Source organism: Streptomyces sp. NPDC025638 (assembly GCF_055558775.1).
In genome coordinates, this window is record NZ_JBVHLX010000029.1 from 35657 (window position 1) to 54829 (window position 19173).

21 protein-coding genes are annotated in these 19173 nt (G+C 69.8%); 9 read left to right on the forward strand and 12 right to left on the reverse strand.

Annotated features, from left to right (window positions below):
* Positions 1-127: 127 nt before the first annotated feature.
* Complete coding sequence (locus ACZ4EG_RS42900) at positions 128-733, reverse strand: TetR/AcrR family transcriptional regulator (RefSeq protein ID WP_467794496.1); 606 nt, start codon at positions 731-733, stop codon at positions 128-130.
* A gap of 88 nt (positions 734-821) precedes the next feature.
* On the opposite strand from ACZ4EG_RS42900, the gene ACZ4EG_RS42905 reads away from it, so the two are divergent.
* Both ACZ4EG_RS42905 and ACZ4EG_RS42910 read left to right on the forward strand, forming a co-directional pair.
* Positions 822-1250, forward strand: a complete 429-nt coding sequence (locus ACZ4EG_RS42905) for a nuclear transport factor 2 family protein (RefSeq protein ID WP_467794497.1) — start codon at positions 822-824, stop codon at positions 1248-1250.
* Positions 1247-2095 (forward strand): NmrA family NAD(P)-binding protein, encoded by an 849-nt coding sequence (locus tag ACZ4EG_RS42910; protein ID WP_467794498.1) that lies wholly within the window; start codon positions 1247-1249, stop codon positions 2093-2095. Before ACZ4EG_RS42905 ends, ACZ4EG_RS42910 begins: the two co-directional genes overlap by 4 nt.
* A 16-nt stretch (positions 2096-2111) precedes the next feature.
* Here ACZ4EG_RS42910 and ACZ4EG_RS42915 read toward each other — a convergent pair whose 3' ends face one another.
* Positions 2112-2444: a hypothetical protein gene (locus ACZ4EG_RS42915; protein WP_467794499.1), complete on the reverse strand. Its 333-nt coding sequence runs from the start codon at positions 2442-2444 to the stop codon at positions 2112-2114.
* A gap of 97 nt (positions 2445-2541) precedes the next feature.
* Between ACZ4EG_RS42915 and ACZ4EG_RS42920 the strand changes: the two genes are divergently transcribed.
* Both ACZ4EG_RS42920 and sph read left to right on the forward strand, forming a co-directional pair.
* Complete coding sequence (locus ACZ4EG_RS42920) at positions 2542-3288, forward strand: hypothetical protein (RefSeq protein ID WP_467794500.1); 747 nt, start codon at positions 2542-2544, stop codon at positions 3286-3288.
* A 1075-nt stretch (positions 3289-4363) separates the two neighbouring features.
* On the forward strand, positions 4364-5347 hold the full coding sequence (sph, locus tag ACZ4EG_RS42925; RefSeq protein ID WP_467794501.1) for a sphingomyelin phosphodiesterase: 984 nt from the start codon (positions 4364-4366) through the stop codon (positions 5345-5347).
* Between the two features lie 94 nt (positions 5348-5441).
* Here sph and ACZ4EG_RS42930 read toward each other — a convergent pair whose 3' ends face one another.
* A complete protein-coding gene (locus ACZ4EG_RS42930) occupies positions 5442-5894 on the reverse strand; it encodes a YbhB/YbcL family Raf kinase inhibitor-like protein (RefSeq protein ID WP_467794502.1) in 453 nt (150 codons plus the stop codon).
* 70 nt (positions 5895-5964) lie between these two features.
* On the opposite strand from ACZ4EG_RS42930, the gene ACZ4EG_RS42935 reads away from it, so the two are divergent.
* Together ACZ4EG_RS42935 and ACZ4EG_RS42940 are read left to right on the forward strand one after the other, a co-directional pair.
* Positions 5965-6498, forward strand: a complete 534-nt coding sequence (locus tag ACZ4EG_RS42935; protein WP_453557716.1) for a nucleoside-triphosphatase — start codon at positions 5965-5967, stop codon at positions 6496-6498.
* Positions 6499-6590: 92 nt separating this feature from the next.
* Complete coding sequence (locus tag ACZ4EG_RS42940) at positions 6591-6785, forward strand: hypothetical protein (RefSeq protein ID WP_453557714.1); 195 nt, start codon at positions 6591-6593, stop codon at positions 6783-6785.
* 131 nt (positions 6786-6916) lie between these two features.
* On the opposite strand, the gene ACZ4EG_RS42945 is transcribed toward ACZ4EG_RS42940, so the two are convergent.
* Together ACZ4EG_RS42945 and ACZ4EG_RS42950 are read right to left on the reverse strand one after the other, a co-directional pair.
* Entirely contained in the window at positions 6917-7432 is a 516-nt protein-coding gene (locus tag ACZ4EG_RS42945; RefSeq protein WP_453557712.1) for a hypothetical protein, read from the reverse strand.
* Positions 7433-7508: 76 nt separating this feature from the next.
* Complete coding sequence (locus ACZ4EG_RS42950; RefSeq protein ID WP_467794503.1) at positions 7509-8813, reverse strand: cytochrome P450 family protein; 1305 nt, start codon at positions 8811-8813, stop codon at positions 7509-7511.
* 225 nt (positions 8814-9038) lie between these two features.
* On the opposite strand from ACZ4EG_RS42950, the gene ACZ4EG_RS42955 reads away from it, so the two are divergent.
* Positions 9039-10769 (forward strand): Ig-like domain repeat protein, encoded by a 1731-nt coding sequence (locus ACZ4EG_RS42955; RefSeq protein ID WP_467794504.1) that lies wholly within the window; start codon positions 9039-9041, stop codon positions 10767-10769.
* On the opposite strand, the gene ACZ4EG_RS42960 is transcribed toward ACZ4EG_RS42955, so the two are convergent.
* The 5 genes from ACZ4EG_RS42960 to ACZ4EG_RS42980 form a co-directional block, all read right to left on the reverse strand.
* Positions 10759-11385: a hypothetical protein gene (locus ACZ4EG_RS42960; RefSeq protein WP_467794505.1), complete on the reverse strand. Its 627-nt coding sequence runs from the start codon at positions 11383-11385 to the stop codon at positions 10759-10761. The genes ACZ4EG_RS42955 and ACZ4EG_RS42960 overlap by 11 nt on opposite strands.
* Entirely contained in the window at positions 11372-12919 is a 1548-nt protein-coding gene (locus tag ACZ4EG_RS42965; protein WP_467794506.1) for a vWA domain-containing protein, read from the reverse strand. The genes ACZ4EG_RS42960 and ACZ4EG_RS42965 overlap by 14 nt, the downstream gene beginning before the upstream one ends.
* Entirely contained in the window at positions 12916-14139 is a 1224-nt protein-coding gene (locus ACZ4EG_RS42970; protein WP_467794507.1) for a toxic anion resistance protein, read from the reverse strand. Before ACZ4EG_RS42970 ends, ACZ4EG_RS42965 begins: the two co-directional genes overlap by 4 nt.
* Positions 14136-15221, reverse strand: coding sequence for a hypothetical protein (locus ACZ4EG_RS42975; RefSeq protein ID WP_467794508.1), 1086 nt, complete (start codon positions 15219-15221; stop codon positions 14136-14138). Before ACZ4EG_RS42975 ends, ACZ4EG_RS42970 begins: the two co-directional genes overlap by 4 nt.
* 164 nt (positions 15222-15385) lie before the next feature.
* Complete coding sequence (locus tag ACZ4EG_RS42980) at positions 15386-16111, reverse strand: SDR family NAD(P)-dependent oxidoreductase (RefSeq protein ID WP_453557698.1); 726 nt, start codon at positions 16109-16111, stop codon at positions 15386-15388.
* Positions 16112-16216: 105 nt separating this feature from the next.
* On the opposite strand from ACZ4EG_RS42980, the gene ACZ4EG_RS42985 reads away from it, so the two are divergent.
* A complete protein-coding gene (locus tag ACZ4EG_RS42985; RefSeq protein WP_467794509.1) occupies positions 16217-17065 on the forward strand; it encodes a LysR family transcriptional regulator in 849 nt (282 codons plus the stop codon).
* A gap of 66 nt (positions 17066-17131) precedes the next feature.
* Positions 17132-17764, forward strand: a complete 633-nt coding sequence (locus tag ACZ4EG_RS42990) for a TetR/AcrR family transcriptional regulator (protein WP_467794510.1) — start codon at positions 17132-17134, stop codon at positions 17762-17764.
* Positions 17765-17783: 19 nt separating this feature from the next.
* On the opposite strand, the gene ACZ4EG_RS42995 is transcribed toward ACZ4EG_RS42990, so the two are convergent.
* The gene (locus ACZ4EG_RS42995; protein ID WP_467794511.1) at positions 17784-18521 is read right to left on the reverse strand and encodes a zinc-binding dehydrogenase; all 738 of its coding nucleotides are present in this window, start codon (positions 18519-18521) and stop codon (positions 17784-17786) included.
* Positions 18518-19030, reverse strand: a complete 513-nt coding sequence (locus tag ACZ4EG_RS43000) for an alcohol dehydrogenase catalytic domain-containing protein (RefSeq protein WP_467794512.1) — start codon at positions 19028-19030, stop codon at positions 18518-18520. Before ACZ4EG_RS43000 ends, ACZ4EG_RS42995 begins: the two co-directional genes overlap by 4 nt.
* Positions 19031-19173 lie beyond the last annotated feature (143 nt).

A 19173-nucleotide genomic window follows, 5' to 3' on the forward strand; every position in this document is an offset into this window, starting at 1 on the left:
CGGGTGAGTGACAAGGGATGCCGAACTTCCCGTTCGCCAGACACGGATGGCCGCGTACGAATGGGTACCTGTACCCCCCGTCCGAATTACTCGGGCTGCACCGGATCGGCGGGGTCGGCTACCTCCGTCAGGTGACGTCTCCGGCATCCGTGCCGAGGACCGAAGCGGTGAAGTCCGCCAACTGCTCTCGCAGTTCCTCGCGGGACACGCCCTTCTCGCCGGCCAGGTGCGCGACGAGGTCGGCCCGGGTGGCGGCGAGCAGTGCGTGGGCGGTGAAGTCGGCGAAGCCGGTGCCGCCCCGCTCCGGGGTCTGCTCCAGCAGGTCCCGGAGCAGGGTGTGCCAGCGCTCGTAGTGCTCGGTGCGGTAGGGGCTGTCCGCGCCGGTTTGCTCCAGGGCCAGTGCGAGGTGGCGGTTGTCGAGCTTGAAGCACAGGACGGCGTCGAGCAGGGCCGGTACGCGAACAGGAGGCGGAGTGGCGGGCCCCAGGGGCGGCGGGCCCTCTTCGACGGCGTTCCGGATCGGTTCGAGCCGTGCCTCGTACAGCGCGCGGATCAGCCCGGTGCGATCGCCGAAGGCACGGAAGAGCGTTCCCTTGCCGACGCCCGCCGCTGCCGCGATGTCGGCCATGGTGACTTCCTCGGGACTCCGGCACTGGGTGAAGAGGGTGTCGGCGGCCTCGAAGACGGCTGCCCGGTTACGGGCCGCGTCCTTGCGTGGCTTGCGGTCGGGCATGCGGACCTCCGATTGCAATCCGGACCGCCGGTCCGTATCTTTCATTGAAACGGACCGACGGTCCGTATCGTACGGGATGGAGAACCTCATGCCCGAAAGCACCTCACCAGCAGATCTCTACCGGCACAGCCTGCGCCTGCTCCTGGACAAGGACATTCCCGCCTGGGTCGGCCTGTGGGCCGAGCGCGGCGTCATGGAATTCCCCTTCGGCCCCCCGGGCCGGCCCCAGCGGTTGGAGGGCCGAGAGGCCATCGGCGCCTACATGCGCGACTACCCCGACCACATCGACCTGCACGACTTCCCCGACCTGCGGATCCACCAGACCACCACCCCCGGGACCATCGTGGTGGAAATGCGTGGCGTGGGCCGCTTGGTCGCGACAGGCGGGCCCTTCGACATGACCTACATCGCTGTCGTGACCGTCCAGGACGGACACTTCACCTCCTACCGCGACTACTGGAACCCCCTCGCCGTCCAGCAATCCGGCACGGACTTCACCAGGAGCAGTGCCCGATGACGGCCACCCGCACCACCCTGGTCATCGGAGCGACCGGCACCACCGGCAGCCGGACCGCCACTCAGCTGATCGCCGCGGGCCACCGCGTCAAGGCCGCCAGTCGTCGCGCCACCCCGCTCCCGGGCGCGGAACCGGTCCGCTTCGACTGGTACGACCCCACCACCTACGCCGACGCCCTCACCGGAGCCGACCGCCTCTACCTCGTCCCGCCGGTCGGTGACACAAACCCGGCCGCGGTCATGCTCCCCTTCCTTCAACAGGCCCGCGCCGTCGGCGCGCACCGCGCCGTACTCCTCAGCTCCTCGGCCGTCCCCGAAGGGGGCCCGGGAGTCGGAGTGGTGCACCAGGCCCTGCGCGGTCTGTTCACCCGGTGGGCGGTGCTACGGCCCTCCTGGTTCATGCAGAACTTCACCGGCACCCACGTCCACGCCCGCAGCATCCGCGAACACGGCACCATCCTGACCGCGGCCAGGTCCGGCAGAGTCGGATTCGTCGACGCCGATGACATCGCCGCCGTCGCCGTACGTGCCCTTGACGACGACCCGGCACCCAACACCGACCTGGTGCTGACCGGGCCGGAGGCGCTCAGCTACGACGACATCGCGGCCGTCGTCACAGAGGTCACCGGCTGCCCCGTGGCCCACCACACCCTGCCATACGAACAGCTGCGTGACCGCCTGGCCGCATCCATACCGCTGGAGTTCGCCGCCATGCTGGCCGACATGGACCGCGCCATCTCCCGCGGAGCCGAGGACAGAACGACCGACACTGTCCGGCGCCTGACCGGCCGCCCGCCACACAGCTTCCGGGCGGTTGCGGAACGGGAGTTGACACGGGGCGGGTGAGTGCGCCGACGCCCGGTCAGGGTGACAGATCCACCCGCACTTCGCCGTTTCCGCCCCTGAGGATGACGTGTGCCGGCCTGAACGGCAGACCGCGCAGAGTTGGCTCCATGACCTTGAAGAGGGCGTCGGCATCGGGACCGTAGGCGTACACCACGGCTTCACCGCCTCCGAACTCGTTGCCGTCAACCTCCCCGACGCCGGCCTCTTCGGCCGCTGTCGCCATCGCCTCCTCGGCTTCGTAGACCAACTCGCGCTGGTCGGCGTCGCCGAAGCCGTCATCGACAAGCCGGAAGCGGGCGATGACGGCGTGCTCCTCATCCCCGTTGTCGGGTGCTGCGGGTGTCTCCATGCCGGACAGACTCTCATCGGGGTCTGACATCACCCCTGCCGCACGCATCTGCGGCTATGCGCGTGACAACGGTGGCCGGCCTCGCGATCATCGGTCGATGGCCACAGAACTGGACGCCCTCAGCCTGCGCATCGTCTGTCCACCGCCGGGCCAGGGTGCTGTGCAGGTCCGCCCGATCGTCAGCGGCCGGGATCTGCTGGGCGACGTGTTCCCCCGTGGCATCGGAGTGGGCCCCCGGTACCTGTTGGACACGGACGGGCCACTGCATGCGACCGCTACGCCCCACGAGGTTCGACTGGCCCGGGCCGGCTGCGGCGAGGAGGGCTGCTGCGGTGCTCTCTACGTGACCGTCAAACGAGTCGGGGAGCATGTGGTCTGGGAGGGCTGGCGCGACCCGGCGGACCAGGATGTCGACCTGCCGGAGCTCCGGTTCGACGTCGGTCAGTACGAGGCGGAGGTCACGCGAGCCGGAGAAGACCGTAGTGGGGAGTGGCCGGCCGGAACGGTCGCGAGGCTGCTTGAAGCGCGACTGAGGACACGTGGGGACTGGCTGGCCAGGTGGGAGTGCGAGCTGGAAGGCGTCTGGGCCTCCCGCGAGGAACCCGATCGGATCCACGTCGTCCTGATGCATCCCCGTATCAAGACCGAGGCGGACCGACCCTGGCTCCAGTTCGGGATGACCCTCCCGGTCTCCGCGGACGACCCGGCCGAACAGTCCGAGCGCCTTGAGGCACACCTGATCGCCTGCGACCCCCGTGCCACCGCCGAGGTCTGGGGAGGATCGGAGAAGCACGCCGAACAACTCGGCTACCCCTGGCCTCCGGTCTTCCCGCCGCACACGTGAGGTGGCCCACCCTCTCCGAACGCCGAACCACCTCGCCGGCCCAATGCACGCCTTCCTCGTCGACTCCCGTGGCCACGATGTCCACCTGGCACGATCCCGATCATTGGCGCTGTTTCTCAAACGATCGGTGAGAAGCACCCCACTGCGTCACGCGATGGGGCAGGATGAACCTGCTCCCATCGACGGGGGATGGGGCATCGCGCATGGTGACTATGGACTCGCCATCCTGGTGCGTGCGATCACCGATGTCTCATGAATGACGGTCAGTCATGTATGGCCGTAAAACGCGTGGGTGTCGGGCCGGGGCCCGAAGCTCCGTGGACAGGAAGGAACTTGTGCGCATGGCGAGCGCCACCGACCCGTGAGGGCCGGGCCGCTGCTCGGCCTGGTGTCAGGCGGTGTCCTGATACCTGTCACAGTGGCCTATCCATGGATCGGCGTGATTGCGATCCTGAGCCCGCTTGCCCTGTTGTGCTGCGTTGTCTTACCCGGTGTGTGGTCGGCAAGCCCATCACGTCGCCGCGACGCTCGCGTCATGGCCGAGTTGCTGCTCGGCTCTCATAGGCGGGAGCGTCGATGAACGACTCGCACCGGTCTCGTGGGCCCCCTTGTATGCAGCCCCGGGCACGTTCCTGAAGCTGACCTCGCCACCATGGCACGTCCCGGCTTTTGGCCGGGATGACCTTCGATCCCGTCAGAATCTTCTCGTCGAGGGCCCATACGAGCGCGCGCAGCTCACGCGCGCTCTTCCTGGGCAATGCTTGAATTACGGCTTCGAGATGATCCCGGAAGTTGACGCCGTAACACCCGCACTCAGGGACGCCGCAGTCAGCACCGGCGAGCGGATCTATGAGGTGATTGAGAGGTAGCCGGGCAAGGGTCTTCCAGTGCCAGAACGCTTCTTCCGTGGCTTCGGGCCAGAAGCGGGTTCGTTCCAGAGGCAGGCCCCCGCAACCGGACTCTCTGCCTCCTCGGCTGTGAGTCATCTGTTGCCTGCGCGACTGTTACCTGTGGGTAATCCCAGATGGTTTGATGTGCGGCGCCACTCAACCCCCTTCATCCACAGGGAGATCCAGTGACGCGATTCGTACCCCGCCGTGCCCTCGGGGCAGCCGTGCTCGCCCTTGCGCTGCCCGCGGCGGCACTTGCGGGTTCCGCACCGGCGGCGGCAGCCGGACCGGCGCCGGCGCTGAAGGTCCTGACGTACAACGTCTTCCTCATGAGCAAGAACCTGTACCCGAACTGGGGACAGGACCACCGGGCCGCCGAGATCCCGAAGACGTCCTTCTTCCACGGCAACGACGTGGTCGTCCTCCAGGAGGCCTTCGACAACTCCTCGTCCGACGCGCTGAAGAGCGCCGCCGCGACGGAATACCCGTACCAGACACCGGTGGTGGGCCGCAGCAAGAGTGGCTGGGACGCGACCGGCGGGGCGTACTCGGCCGTCACACCCGAGGACGGCGGAGTCACCATGCTGAGCAAGTGGCCGATCCTGCACAAGGAGCAGTACGTCTACAAGGACGCCTGCGGTGCGGACTGGTGGTCCAACAAGGGCTTCGCATATGTCGTCCTGAATGTGAACGGCACCAAGGTACACGTGGTCGGCACGCACGCGCAGTCCACGGATCCCGGATGCGGCGCCGGCGAAGCGGCGACGATGCGCAGCCGCCAGTTCAAGGCCATCGACGCCTTCCTGGACGCGAAGAACATCCCCGCCGACGAAGAGGTGCTGGTCGCCGGCGACCTCAACGTCGACTCGCACAGCGCCGAGTACACGTCACTGCTCAACGACGCCGGCCTCGTCGGTGCCGACGCGCGCACCGGGCACCCGTACTCCTTCGACACGCAGGACAACTCCATCGCCCGCTACCGCTACCCGGACGACCCGCGTGAGGACCTCGACTACGTGCTCAACCGCGCCGGTCATGCCCGCCCGGCGGCCTGGCACAACGAGGTCGTCAAGGAGCAGTCGGCGCCCTGGACGGTCACGAGCTGGGGGACGTCGTACACGTACACGAACCTCTCGGACCACTACCCGCTGCGGGCGTACGCCGGATAAGAGTCCGTAGCAGCGCTGCCGCCGGCGGGCTCGTGGCCCCGCGCACGGTCGAGCCGAGTACCGAGTGCCGAGACCAGGGCCATGCCGGCGGCGGTCAGCGTTGGTACGTGCCCATCAGCGTGCCGCTCGCCAGCTCTCTGCCCTTCACGGCGCGATGTACCGCGTCGGCTGTCGGCCGGCCGCGCAGGGGGAGTGCCTCCGACAGGGCCCACAGGCGGAAGAAGTAGCGGTGCGCTCCGTGCCCGGGTGGAGGCATGGGACCGCCCCAGCCCATCCGGCCGAAACCGTTGGGCCACTCCTGGCCGCCGGGAGGCGGCTCCCCCTCCGTCGTACCCGTACTACCCGGATCGATACCGGTGACCAGCCAGTGCAGGAACGTGCCGCTCGGGGCATCAGGGTCCTCGCAGAGCAGAACCAACTCCGTTGTTCCCTCTGGTACCCCCGACCAGGTCAATGGTGGCGACACGTCGTCGCCTTCCCCGCTGTGGTGGCGAGGGATTGCCGTACGGTCGCCGAATGCCGCGCTCGTGAGCTCAATTCCAGTCATGCGCGCGGCCCTACCCGCAACAGCTTGTCCGGCAACAGCCCGGGCAGGCCAAACACCCCATTGGCCGAGTATGCCGACGAGAATCCTGCTCGAGGGACGCCCGGGCACGGGCAAGACGACCGTTGTCCGTCGACTGGTCGCGCTACTGCGCACCCGTAGGGCCGTCGGCTTCACCACGGAGGAGATCCGGCACGGCGGTACCAGGAGCGGCTTCGCGCTGGAAACGCTGGAGGGCGGTCTGCGAGCCGTGTTCGCCCACGTCGACTTCCCAGGACCACCGCGGGTGGGACGGTACGGCGTCGATCTGGGCGTCCTGGAGCGGCTCGCGCTGCCGCCGCTCAGGTCAGCGGCCTCGGATCCTGCTCCTGGAGATCTTGTGCTGATCGACGAGCTCGGGCGAATGGAGCTGGCATGCGACGCGTTCCGGGACACGGTCGGGGTCCTGTTCGAGTCCGACATCGACGTCGTCGCCACGGTGCACGCGCACAGCGACCCATTCACCGACGCCCTCAAACGGCGCCCTGACATCGCACTCGTCCACGTGACCACGTCCAGTCGGGACTCCCTCCCCGGGGAACTGGCAGCACGGCTTGAAGGGCCATGACGCGGGCCCACCCCGGCGGCCGGGATTTCCCTATCTGCCATGTCTGCCATGTCAGCCCGTAACCCCTGCTCGGATGGCCGGTTGAGTGGGGTATGGATGATCTACTGGCTGATGTCTCCGACCTGCCGGATCGCATCGAGCCCCGTCTGCCCTTGCTGACTGAGTCCGAGGCATACCAACTGGTCGAGGTGCTGCAGCATTTCGGCACGATGGACCATGACTGGGGCGCGCAGGCCCGGCACTTCGCGGCGGAGCTCGCCGCCCGTGTTCCGTCGCATGACCTGTAGTCCCGCTCCGCGCCGAGGGCCAGCCGCCCCATCGGGCTGCGGTGTTCGTGACGCCACCGCCGTGACGGCGGCCCCCGCCATGGCAGGGGCGACCGTCACGGAAGGGACGACCGGCAGTGGGCACGGGCCGGTCAGCAGCCGCCGCAGTTGTAGTAGAGGACGTCCCAGTGGTTGCCCTCGTCGGCGTAGATGTTGCCGGAACCGGAGCGCCACTGCGGCGCGCCGTCACCGCGCAGGCCGATGTAGGTGAAGTTGTTCTTGATGTAGTTCCCGACGCAGGCGTACTTGCTGTAGTCGAGCTTGTAGCCGTTCCAGTGGGAGTACGTGCCGGAGGCGTGACCGGTTTCGGTGCCGCCGGTGATGTTGAGGGCGCAGCCGCTGGCGCGCTTGAGGGTCTGGGCGCCCTGGGCAGTGGCGAGGTTGAGCTGCTCGAAGGACGTACACGTCGGGTTGTTGCGGTCGGAGCAGTTGCCGGAGGACGACCATGTGATGCCGACCTGACGGAACATCTGGGTGGCGGTGGCGTGGCTGATCTTGGTGACGGCGAAGGCATCGGTGGCGGTGCCGAGGACGGCGACGCCGGGCGCTACGACGAGGGTGAGTGCGGTCAGGGCGGCGCGGGTTTTCGTGATCCGGGTGGCCTTCATGGGAACCCTTCCTGCGGTTGGCCGTGCTTCCTCTGGAGCGGCTGTGCAGGCGGTGCAGGGAGATGGTGCCCGAGGTCTACGCGTGTCCGCCAGAGGGTGGCACGGGTTGTGGGGTGGTGGTGTCGACGGTCGTTCCCGTAGGGGTCGTGGAGGCCGGAGCCGGGCCGCCGGGGGTGAAGGTGACGGGCAGGTGCTCGGGGCCGCGCAGGCCGCCCGGCCGCCAGCGGAGTTCGCCGGGTGGCACGGCCAACTCCAGATGGGGGAGACGGCGTAGGACGGTGGCGATGGCGACCTGTCCCTCAAGCCGGGCCAGCGGTGCCCCCAGGCAGTAGTGGATGCCGTGCCCGAACGCGAGGTGCGCGTTGTCCCGGCGGCCGATGTCCAGGCGATCGGGATCGGGGAACCGCTCCGGATCGCGGTCGGCGATGGCGGAGGCGATCAGTACGGTCGCTCCGCGCGGGATCGTCACGCCCGCGATCTCGATGTCCTCGCGCGCGAACCGGGCGATGCCGGGGTTGACCGGCCCGTCGTAGCGGAGGAACTCCTCGATCGCGTCCGGCAGCAGCGCCGGGTCGTCCCGCAGCATCCGCAGCTGGTCGGGGTGGGCGAGCAGTGCGGCGATGCCGCCGCCGATCAGGTTGACCGTGGTGATGTATCCCGCCACCAGCAGCAGGAACGCCATGGCGATGAGCTCGTCCTCGTCCAGCCGCTGCTCCTCGTCACGGGCGACGATCAACGCGCTGAGCAGGTCGTCGCCCGGCCGGGCTCGTTTGGCCTCCAGGAGCCTGGTGAGGTACGAGCGCATGTGCCGCCACGCTTCGTCCACCACGGCCGGGTCCGGCGGTTCCACGGCGCGCCTGGTCATGTCGTCGGTCCAGCGCTGGAAGTCGCGCCGGTCCGCCGCGGGCACCCCGAGGAGCTCACTGATCACCGTGACCGGAAGCGGCAGTGCGAAGTCCTCGACGAGGTCCGCGTGGCCGGCCCGGACGACCGTGTCGAGCAGGCCGTCGGCGATCGCCTGAACGCGGGGCCGCAGCTCGGCCACCCTGCGCGCGGTGAACGCCTTCGAGACCAGGCGGCGCAGCCGGGTGTGATCGGGTGGGTCGGCGCGGAGCATGTTGCGCAGGAAGGATTCGCGCTCAGCCGTGGGCAGCTGCTGCACGAGACGTGGGTCCGACGCGTCGCGGACGTCGCTGCTCAGCCGTGGGTCCGACAGCGCGGCGAGGCCGTCTTCGTAGCGCGTGACCAGCCAGGCCTCCAGGCCGCCGGCGAGGACGGCGCACCGCACCGGGCCCGCCTCGCGCAGCTGTCGGTAGAACGGGAAGGGGTCCGCGACGAAGGCCGGGTCGGTGTAGGGGAGAGGAACCGGCTGCTGACTCATGATGCCTCCCGAGCTGCGCGGTGATCTGCCGGCAACATTTGCGTCGTCTTGATGCTATATGCACGAGTGTGATCGGATTGGTAACGCTTCGCCGAGGCGCGAGCCGTTGCGGGGCCCGGTGTCGCGCGCCCCCTTGCCCGCTGGATCTTCACCCCTGTTCCATGGTCTTCACGGGCGTCTCACCGACACCAGTGAGCTGCCCAACCAAGCCTGTGGGGGGCACAGTTGAATACAGCACACCGATCCAGACGGCTCGCGGCCACGCTGCTCACCGCCGTACTCGCCGGGACCGGCCTGAGCGTCGCGGCGGCGCCCGCGGCACACGCGGCTGCCGAGGACGCCGTGGCCAAGCTGCCGATCTCGTCGTACTCGGGACTGGCCGTCGACTCCGTGCACCAGCGCATCTACATCGCCGACCAGCACGAAGGCCAGTACGTCGGCACCGTGCTGGTCTACAACTTCCAGGGCCAGAAGGTCACCTCGTTCCAGCACGAGAACACAGTCTCGGGCCTGGCCCTCAGCGAGGACTCCACGACGTTGTACGTCGGCGAGCGCGGCCGCGTCGTCAACTACGACACCGACACGCTCCAGCAGAACGGGGCGTACAGCGCCGCCTACGACACGTGCGGTCGCCAACTCGCCTTCGCCGGTGGCACGGTGTGGAGCACGGACGCATACGTCTTCCAGCCCTACCAGTGCGCCACGGCCTCGACAGGCCTCGACATGCTCACGAACGGCACGGTCTCCCGGACCGGCTGGAACGACGTCGGCCGGCTCCAGCTGGCCCCCGGCGCCCGTGGGCAGAACCGTCTCCTCATGGGCCAGCCCAAGGAGAGCGGCGCCGCGGACCCGTTCCTCGCCTCGTTCGATGTCAGCGGCACCACCCCGGTACGGAACGGCTCCCGCCGGTTCGCGGACACCGACGGCAAGGGCGCCCTCGACCTGAAGGACATGGCGGCGAACGCCGACGGCAGCAAGGTCGCCGTGGCCGACGCCACCGCCGGTACCCGGCTGCTGAACGCCGGAGACCTGTCGAACGCGCCGGACCAGTACCAGGCGCTGCCCGACGGCGCCAACGCCACCGCGGTCGCCTTCAGCGGTGACGGGAAGTACCTCGCCCGCGGCGCCCAGGCCACCGGCAGCACCCCCGACCTGCTGGTGCAGAGCGCCGACCCGACCGACGCCACGCCGCCGCTGGAGTTCGCCTTCGAGGGCAGCCTCGACGGCGGCTCGGTCACCCCGCGGGGCCTGGCCTGGTCCCAGGACGGCGCGCGGCTCTTCGCGATCACCCAGAGCGCAGGCGGCACCGAGTACTGGCTGCATGTCATCCAGCCCCCGGCCGCCCAGTACGACACCCGCTTCACCGGCGACCTCACCCACAGCCCCGCCCAGGCGGTCGCGGGCGAGCCGCTGGCCGTGCGCGGCCGACTGGAGTGGGACGGGCCCGCGCCCGCCGAGCCGCTGAAGGTGACCGCCGTACGCAAGGACGCGACCGGCACCCACCGGCTCGGCACCGCCATCGTCAAGGACGACTGCACCTTCACCGTCCTCGACGAGCCCGACCGGGTCGGGGAGGCCACGTACACTGTCTCCTTCCTCGGTGACCTGACCCACCGTCCCGCCACCGACCTCACCCACACCGTGACGGTCGGCAAGGCAGCCAGCTCGATCGCCCTGACCGCTCCCGCGGAGGCCACGATGAGCGGCGGCGTCCACATCACCGGCACGTTCACCGCCCAGGGCAAGGCACTCCCCGAGCGGGCCACGCTGACCGTCCAGCGCACGGACCGGCTCGGCACGGGCACCCTGTCGTCGGTGACCGCCGCCGCCGACGGCACGTTCACCATCGACGACCTGCCGCGCACCCGGCGTTCGGTGACCTACACCGTCAGCTGGCCGGGTGACGACCTGCACACCGGCTCGACGGCGTCGGCGACCGTCAACGTCACGCGCTGAGTTCGCCGTTCCGGTTCCCGCCCCGGTCCTCCAGGTACCGGGTGTGGGACTCCTGGCGGCGGGCCTCGGTCTCCCCGAGCTCCGCCGCCAGCCGCTCGGCCTCCTGCCGCAGCAGATCCAGCTGCCGCTCCAGCTGCCGCTCGGGCGGTTCGGTGCCCGGGGCCAGCCGGGTCCACCACCGGGTGCGTACGAAGGTGTCGACGGCCTCGGGGACGTCCTGCCGTACGGCCCGGGACAGGGCGTGCACGGCCTCGGGGTCCTGGGCGAGCACCTCGGCGACCCAGCCCGGCTCCAGCAGCGCGCCCAGCACATCGGTCAGTTCGGTGAGCCGGGTGCGCGGTGCCGGCGGCAGGTCGACATCGGTGAGATAGCCGCCGAGCTTGGCGAAGTCCTCGCGCACCGCGTCCAGTTGCGCCGACGGGCTCGGGAAGTCGGGCAGGGCCGGCCGCTCCGGCGGGGCGATCAGCGCGCCCGCGCCGTAGAGCCCGGCCACCACGACGGGCCAGTACGGGCCCGCGACCCCGGTGAAGGTCAGCACCAGGCCGAGCAGGCCACAGGCGCCGCCCGCGAGGTTCTTGCGGGATTCGAGATAGCCGAGGACCTTACTGGTAGCCACGGATCTCCTCGAAGGCGCCGTCCAGCGAGCCCTTTTGGGCGTCGAAGAGGCGGCCGCCGGTCAGGTCGGCGATATGGGCCAGCTCGGAGCGGTCGGAGTCGCCGAAGACGATCGGGAAGACGGGGATGTCCCGCCGGGTGCCGGTGAGCCGGCGGTAGAAGCCGTCGAAGTCCCCGGCCTTGGCGCCGGTGGTGTTCTCGCCGTCGGTCATCAGCACGATCGAGGTGAATGTGTCGCGGTCGGCGCCGAGATGGTCGTAGGCCTTCTCCAGCGAGGTGTAGATCGCGGTGTCGCCGTCGGCGTCGAGAGCGTCGGTGTCCCGCCGGATGGCGTCGAGGCCGGCCTTCGGGTCCTTGGGGTCCACGACATGCGTCCGTACGCTCTTCACGTCCGAGCCGAACGGCATCAGCGTGACCTCCTCGCGGTCGTGGAAGTCGCCGGTGAGGTCGGTCAGTGCCTTCTTCAGCGCCGCGAGCCGGTCGCCCTCCATCGAGCCGGAGGTGTCGAGGACATACACCGTGCGCGAGGGACGACGCAGCTCGTTCTCGTAGGAGTCGAGAAGTCCGTCGGCGACGGAACGGCTGCCGGGGAAGGGCAGTTCGCGCCGTCGGCCGGTGTCCAGGCCGGACGCGGGAGCCACCGAGGCGACGACCGGGCGGCGGTGGGTGGTGTCGGTGATGAGCTTCTGCACGGCGGCGGTGCGCAGGTCGTCCGCCACCTTGCGGACGTCCTCGCGAGTACCGGCGTCGCTCGCGGTGAGCGAGGACAGCGGGTAGTCGGCGGTCACGACGCCGTCCTTGGGGCGGATCACCGTCAGGCCCGGAATGCCCTTGAGGACGGACTCGTAGTTGAGCAGGGCGTCGACGTTGCCGCGCCGCTTGTACGCCGTGGCCAGCCAGCCCGACGAACCCGACGTCAGCTTCTGGCCCCGGAAGAACTTCTTCAGCCTCGGCGTGGCCTTGGCGACGTCCGCGTCCGTCAGCGCGGACTGGGCGCCGGACAGGGCCGATGCGACCGAGACGAGGGTGGAGAAGCCGGAGTTGGAGCGGGCCGGGTCGGTCATGCCGTAGGTCAGCTTCCCGTCCTGTACGGCCTGCTCGATCTGCGACCAGGTGACCTGTTCGGGCTTCCAGCCGAGGGCCCGGACGGTGGCGTTCCTGACGCCGATGGCGACCGGGCTGGACATGACCGGCGTCTCGGAGACCACCTTCTTCGCCGCGTCGGGGCGCAGCCGCAGATAGTCGTCCGAGGACAGCCACAGCGCGTCGTACGCCCCGTCGGCCTTGCCCTTGGCGACCAGGTCGACGGCGTCCAGGGTGCCCATGTAGGTGGGCCGGATGGTGACGCCGGTGTCCTTGCGGACACGGTCGAAGACGGCGGTCATGTCGCTGAGTTCGCTGGAGGCGAGGATCCGCAGCGTGCCGGGCCTGGGTGCGGTGGAGTCGTCCTGGCTGTGCTCCTGGGCCGTGCAGGCGGTCAGGAGAGCGGCCGTCGTGGCGAGCAGCGCGAGTGCGCGGGTGGTTCGTCTCGTCATGCGAGTCCGCCCTCCAGGGCGCCCTGCGACCGGCTGCGCTCCAGGTACGCGCTCGCGTTCTGCAGCTCGTCCGTCAGCGACTGGACCGTCGAGGCCATCGCCTCCGTCGCCTGCACCTTGTAGGTGTCGATGGCGTCGAGGGTGCGGTAGATCTGCTGGAACGCCGAGCGCAGCGTCTCCGCGCCCACGGCCGGATCGGCGGCGATGCGCTGGATCTCGCCGCTCTGTGTGGCGAGCATCTCCGCGTTGCCGCGGATGAGGTCCTCGGTGGTGCCGCGCAGGGCGTTGACCTGCTCGACGACCTTCTTCTGGTGGTCGAGCGCGGAGGCCAGCATCACGGAGATGCGCAGGGCCGAGACGGTGGTTGTGGCGGCCCGCTCGACGCCCTTGATCAGCTCGTCGTTGTTGCGGCGTACGACATCCATCGCGAGGTAGCCCTGTGCGCACACCGCGAGCTGGGTGAGCAGGTCCTGGTGCTTCTGCCGGACCGGGAAGAGCACGTCGGCGCGGAGCGTGTCGGCGGCCTCGGGGTCGCCCGTCCCGACACCGGAGATGTGCTGTTCGACGGCGGTGTCGAGGGCCTGGGTGAGGACCACGTACTCCTGGAGCTTGCCCATGGTCTCCCACAGCCGGACCCGCTCGGCCTGCAACGCGGCGTTGTCCCGGCGCAGTTCGTCCTGCCCGCCGCGCAGCGAGCCCACGATCTTGTTGAGGGTGCCCTGCGCGGAGGCGTACTTGGCGACATGGTCGCGCAGCTTGTTGCCGCCGGGCAGCTTGGAGAGGAACTTGCGGCCCTTGCTCGCGGGCAGGTCACGCGGGTCCAGGTCCTCGACGACCCGGCGCAGTTCCACCAGCGAGCCGGCGACCTTCGACTGGGCGTCCCCGCCCTTGTCGGGCAGGCTGCGCACGGCCCGCTCCAGCATGCGGTTGGACTGGGCGGTGGCGGTGCGCATCTCACCGGAGCCAAGAGCGGTGATCTCCCCGACCTTGCCCGCGAACTCGGGGGAGCGGGCGTCGAGTTGGGCGAGTCCCTCGACATAGGCGGTGGCCTTGCGTGCCATGTCCGTACGGACGCTGTCCTCGACGGGCACGAGTCCGCCGGCCCTGTCCCGCGGCACGGGCGTGACGGCCTCGGGCGGGGTGAGGGTGAACTCGCTGTCGCTGGGCGGTGTGAGCGTGAACTCGTTGTCCCTGCCGGTCACTTGCAGATCCCCCGTCATCCGCGCGCCCGGCGGGCCATCTCGTGCAGCACCGCGGAGGTGGGCACGGGCGCCTGCCGGACGCCGGTCAGCTTCTGGTTGAGGTAGGCGGTGCGGCTTGCGGTGGCCGCGACGAACTCGGCGGCGTCGCCCTGCGGCCGGAATCCATGCCGGACGGCGAGCTTGCGCAGGGCCGGGTCGGTGCTGAGCAGCTCCCCGAGCGCCCGGCCGTTCGCGTCGAGCGGTACGACGGTGTGGTCGCTGTTGACAGTGGTGTCCGGGTAGAGCACCACGAGGTCGTCTGCGTCCGAGCTGGGCTGCTGTTCGGCGAGCAGCGAGGCGACCTGTGACTCGTACACGAGCACCAGTGGGTTTCCGGCGCCGCTGATGAAGTCCCGGAAGACCGCGTCCGAGCTGGACTGCTGGGCGCCCTGAACGCTGACCAGTTGGTGCAGCAGGGGTGCGGTGCGGTCCACGTCCGCCTTGCCCGCGGCCACCTTGCCGCCGTTCGCCACATAGGACGCGGCGGCGAGGTACAGCGCGCCCGAGTTGGAGGACTCCGGGTCGGTGCTCGCGATGTACAGCGTGCCGGTCAACTCGCCGTGGGCGGAGGCCCCCTTGAGCTGCTGCCAGGTGCGGTTGTGCCGGGCGGCATCGAGATACGCGCCCATCTTGAGGGTGCCCCGGCTCTTCCCGTCGAGCACGGCCAGGCCGTTGGCCGCGAGCACGTCGGCCGCGCTGCGATGGGCCACGACCACGAGGGGCGAGTAGAACGGCCGGGGCAGCGGCTCCTGCACGTGGTACTTGGCGGCCAGCTGGTCGGCGGGCGCCTTGCTGGAGGGGAACGCGAAGTCGTACCCCTTGAGGTTCAGGCCCTCCATGGCCCAGGACCCGGACGCCTCCGTCTTCACGGTGAAGCCCTTGGCGGCAAGGGCCTTCACCACGTCGGGATCGGCGAAGAACTCGGCCTTCTCCGATCCGATCACTCCACGCACGGTCTTCGTTGCCGTGCCCTTGTCCTCACCATGCCGCCCCGCGACGACGGCGGCCACCACGCCACCGATCAGCAGGACCGCGAGGACTATTCCCGCGATTCGTCTCACGCCGGGGAGCGTGCTCCCGGAATTCCACGTTCCCCGGTTCCTCGGGTGAACAGAAGGTGACCGACCGTTCCCGGTATGCAACCGGAGGGGGTGCCTCCGGAGGTTGGGCGACGGAGCAGCGGCCGCCGCTGCCGCGCACCGTCAGTGGGAGGCGCGTCGAGCGGTCACCAAGGCACCTCCCCCGCATCGTCGAAGAAGCGGCCGGTCGGGCCGTCGTCGGGCAGCGTTGCGAGTCGGATCGCGATCGCCGCGCCCTGTTCCGGGGTGCGGACGCCGCGAAAGTTGTTGAGGTCGGTCGCCGTGAAGCCGGGACAGGCGGAGTTGATGAGGATGTTCGTGTCGTGCAGTTCCTTGGCGTACTGGACCGTGACGGCGTTGAGGAAGGTCTTCGACGGCGCGTAGGCGACGGCGATCGGGCCCGTCTCGGCGCCGGGAGTGCTCTGCAGGGTGAGCGAGCCGACGCTGCTGGACATGTTCACGATTCGCGGCGACGCCGAGCGGCGCAGCAACGGCAGCATCGCGTTGGTGACGCGGATGACGCCGACCACGTTGGTCTCCACGGCCGCCCGCACCCTCGCGAGGTCGACCGTGGTGGGCATCTGCGGTGCGCCGCCGGTGATGGCGGCGTTGTTGACGAGCACGTCGAGGCGTCCGGCCCGGTCCTCGATCAGCGCGGCCGCGGCGGTCGCACTCGCGTCGTCGGTCACGTCGAGCGGGACGCCGAACGCGTCGACGCCGGCCGCACGCAGCTTGGCCACAGCGGCCTCGCGACGCTCCTCGTTCCGGGCGCCGACCCCGACGGCCCAGCCGAGAGCGCCCAGACCGGCCGCGATCTCGTACCCGATGCCTTTGTTCGCGCCGGTCACCAGCGCGATCGTCTGTTCAGTCATACGTCCCATCGTTTCCGGGCCCCGCCCAAGCGTCCAACACCCATTGGGTGGGCGGCGATACCGCACGGGTATCAATCCCGGTCGGCGGCCGGATAGCATTGCGGCGTGGAGACGCGGGAATTGCGGTACTTCGTCGCCGTCGCTGAGGAGCTGCACTTCGGCAGGGCCGCGCAGCGGCTCGGGATCGCGCAGCCCCCGCTGTCGCGGGCGATCCGCCAGCTGGAACGGCGCCTCGGGGCGACGCTGCTGGAACGCACCAGCCGCGCGGTCACCCTGACCGAGGCCGGGCTGGTGCTCCTTCGGGAGGCCCGGGCGGCGCTGGACGCGGTCGAGGCCGCCGAGCGTCGCACCCGCCGTGCTGCCCTGGCCGCGACCGGCCACGCCGAAGTGGTCCTTGCCATGAAGGCCGGCGCGTCCAGCGAACTACTGGCGAAGCTGCTCGACGCCTACGCCGCCGAACCCGATGCCGTCACCGTCGATGTGCTCCTGTGCGGGCCCGGCCAGCAGGAACGGCTGCTGCGCGACGGCCGGGCGGACGTGGCTGTGCTGCACCGGCCGTTCGACTCGACGACCGGGTTCGACACCGAAGAGCTGTGCACGGAAGGGCAGGTCGTGGTCCTGCCGGCCGGGCATCCCCTCACCGGCCGGCCCCACCTGCGCATGGCCGACGTCGCCGAGCTGCCTGGCCTGCCCCTGCCGCGCTGGCCCCGCCCCGACGGGACGTACCCGGACGGCCCCGGTCCCCAGGTCCGCGACCACACGCAGTTGCTCCAGCTGGTCGCGCTCGGCCGTGCCTGCGCGATCGCGCCGGAGTCGTCCCGGGCCCACCTGCGGGGCGACGTCGCCGCCGTGCCGGTACTGGACGCGCCGACGGTCACGACGGTGATCGCGTGGCCACCGCACAGCCGGTCGAGAGCGGTCGCCGGCCTCGTCCGAACCGCATCACGTCTTTGACGGGGCAACACCGGCAGCGCTCCGTCGTCGCCGCGCGATGTCTTGTACGCGGCGTACAGTTTTTCCATGGCCCGGCCTCGACAGTTCGACGAAGAAGAGGTTGTGCGGGCTGCCCGCGACCAGTTCTGGGCGGTGGGCTACAACGGCACCTCCGTCGATGACCTGAGCGCCGTAACGGGCTTGGGCCGCGGAAGTCTGTACGGAGCCTTCGGCGACAAGCACGCGCTGTTCCTACGCGCTCTGGACAGCTACAACGGCGACGCGCTCGGCATCTGGCGCGCAGCTCTGGGCGGCCCGGGCCCAGCCCTGCCTCAGCTGGAGCGGCATGTACTCCACGTCGCCGAAGGCATCGGCGGGGACGTGGAGCGGCGCGGCTGCATGATGGCCAGGAGCGCCGCGGAACTGTCGTCCGTCGACGAGAGTGTCACCGAGCGGACCGCGGCCACTGTCCGGGGGCTGCACAGCGCGCTGCGGGACTGCATCGCACGGGCCCAGGCGGAGGGTTCGCTGGACGCCGACGCGAACGCGGACAGCCTCGCAAGCCTTCTCCTCGCCGTGCTACGGGGGCTTGAGGCCCTGGGCAAGGCGGGAGCCGCTCCGGAGGTCGTCAACGGGGCCGCAGAGCAGGCTCTGGCGCTTCTGCCTCGCGTGTCGACGGACGTGCGTGCGTTCCGTTCCCCGTCCTCGGCCGGTGCCTGATCGAGCCCAGCGGGAACCATCAGGGGCGGACGAGGACCGTACCGACCTTGCCAGGCCGGACCACGTGCTCCACGGCGTCGGCCAGATCGTCGAGGCCGTACGTCGCGGCCACGTCGAACTGGTCACTGAGCGCCGGCGCGGTCTGCTTCGCCGCGGCGACATCGGCTGCCCGCCTCTCGGCGGAGACCTCGGACAGCCAGCGGCCGATGTTCTTGCCTCGCAGTGTCAGTGACTTGTGCAGCAGCGTCGACACGTGTACCGAGATCGGCTCCTCGGCGATCTGCCCGTAGGTGACCAGCTTCCCGCCTAGCGCCAGCAGGTCCAGAAGACTCTCTGTCAGCTTCCCGCCGATCGGGTCGAAGGCCACGACCACCGGACGCCCGGCGGCTGCCCTGCGAACCTCATCGGCCCAGCCGGGATGCTCTGTCGCCACGACGGGAACATCCGGGAACCGCTTACGCAGCTCCGCGGCACCACGGTCGCTGCGCACCACGTTGACGAGCGCCAGGTGACGCATGGCGCACGCGCCGGTCACCAGCCGCCCGACCGACGAGCCCGCTGCGGTCTGCACCAGCACACCGTCGTATCCGAACGCCTGATGCTCCTCGGCCTCACGCCGCAGCATCACGGTGGTGAGCGGATTGACGAGCATCTGCGCGGCGACCTCGTCCGACAGCTTGTCCGGTACGGCGACGACCACATCGGCGTCCGCCACGATCCACTGGGACCACGCCCCGGGCTGAGGGAAGACCGTCACGCGACTGCCGACCTCGACACCGGGCGCCATCTGCGTATGCGGGCCGATCGCCGCCGCCACGCCGGTGGCCTCGACACCGGCCGGTATCGGCCGCGCAGCCTTCCCTGGGTGGGCCACGACGGCCTGCTGGTGGGATTGATGGTGAGCATCGCGGCCTGGTCGAGGCCGATGGACTTGTCCACGACCGTCAACTTCGCGGCTACCGCCAGGACCTGTTCGGACCAGGCGAAGGTGCCGAAGGGAAGCAGAACCGTGTCACCGGGCCGGACGTGCGTGACGTCCGGCCCGACGGCCAGCACTGTGCCGACTCCCTCGTTGCCGATGGCGCTGGGCAGTTCGGGGCGGACCGGATAGACGCCCTGCGCCAGGAGCAGGTCGTGGTGGTCCAGCGGGGCGTATTCGACCTGGACCAGCGCCTGGCCGGTGGCGGGAGCCCCTGGCTCGGGAACGTCCACCACCTTCAGGCTCTGTTCAGGCTCCCCGAACCGGGTGAGGTGAATCGCGAGCATGTGGCTCGCCTCCTTGCGGCGACGCGGAAGTGAAGGGGGCGGGCCGCTGCCACGGCCTGTATGCCCCGCCACCCTGCCGTCGGGAGTTCCATTTTGTACCTACCAGTAAATAACTCGAATCCGAAAGCTTGCAACTGGGCAGT

Bases quoted from the DNA above. Each gene is read 5' to 3' on its own strand.
- ACZ4EG_RS42940 (WP_453557714.1), top strand. From the start codon at position 6,591: ATGGATGATCTACTGGCTGATGTCTCCGACCTGCCGGATCGCATCGAG.
- ACZ4EG_RS42910 (WP_467794498.1), top strand. From the start codon at position 1,247: ATGACGGCCACCCGCACCACCCTGGTCATCGGAGCGACCGGCACCACC.
- ACZ4EG_RS43000 (WP_467794512.1), bottom strand. From the start codon at position 19,030: ATGCTCGCGATTCACCTCACCCGGTTCGGGGAGCCTGAACAGAGCCTG.
- ACZ4EG_RS42980 (WP_453557698.1), bottom strand. From the start codon at position 16,111: ATGACTGAACAGACGATCGCGCTGGTGACCGGCGCGAACAAAGGCATC.
- ACZ4EG_RS42945 (WP_453557712.1), bottom strand. From the start codon at position 7,432: ATGAAGGCCACCCGGATCACGAAAACCCGCGCCGCCCTGACCGCACTC.
- ACZ4EG_RS42905 (WP_467794497.1), top strand. From the start codon at position 822: ATGCCCGAAAGCACCTCACCAGCAGATCTCTACCGGCACAGCCTGCGC.
- ACZ4EG_RS42900 (WP_467794496.1), bottom strand. From the start codon at position 733: ATGCCCGACCGCAAGCCACGCAAGGACGCGGCCCGTAACCGGGCAGCC.
- ACZ4EG_RS42920 (WP_467794500.1), top strand. From the start codon at position 2,542: ATGGCCACAGAACTGGACGCCCTCAGCCTGCGCATCGTCTGTCCACCG.
- ACZ4EG_RS42965 (WP_467794506.1), bottom strand. From the start codon at position 12,919: ATGACGAGACGAACCACCCGCGCACTCGCGCTGCTCGCCACGACGGCC.
- ACZ4EG_RS42970 (WP_467794507.1), bottom strand. From the start codon at position 14,139: ATGACGGGGGATCTGCAAGTGACCGGCAGGGACAACGAGTTCACGCTC.
- ACZ4EG_RS42935 (WP_453557716.1), top strand. From the start codon at position 5,965: ATGCCGACGAGAATCCTGCTCGAGGGACGCCCGGGCACGGGCAAGACG.
- ACZ4EG_RS42915 (WP_467794499.1), bottom strand. From the start codon at position 2,444: ATGGAGACACCCGCAGCACCCGACAACGGGGATGAGGAGCACGCCGTC.
- ACZ4EG_RS42930 (WP_467794502.1), bottom strand. From the start codon at position 5,894: ATGACTGGAATTGAGCTCACGAGCGCGGCATTCGGCGACCGTACGGCA.
- ACZ4EG_RS42950 (WP_467794503.1), bottom strand. From the start codon at position 8,813: ATGAGTCAGCAGCCGGTTCCTCTCCCCTACACCGACCCGGCCTTCGTC.
- ACZ4EG_RS42990 (WP_467794510.1), top strand. From the start codon at position 17,132: ATGGCCCGGCCTCGACAGTTCGACGAAGAAGAGGTTGTGCGGGCTGCC.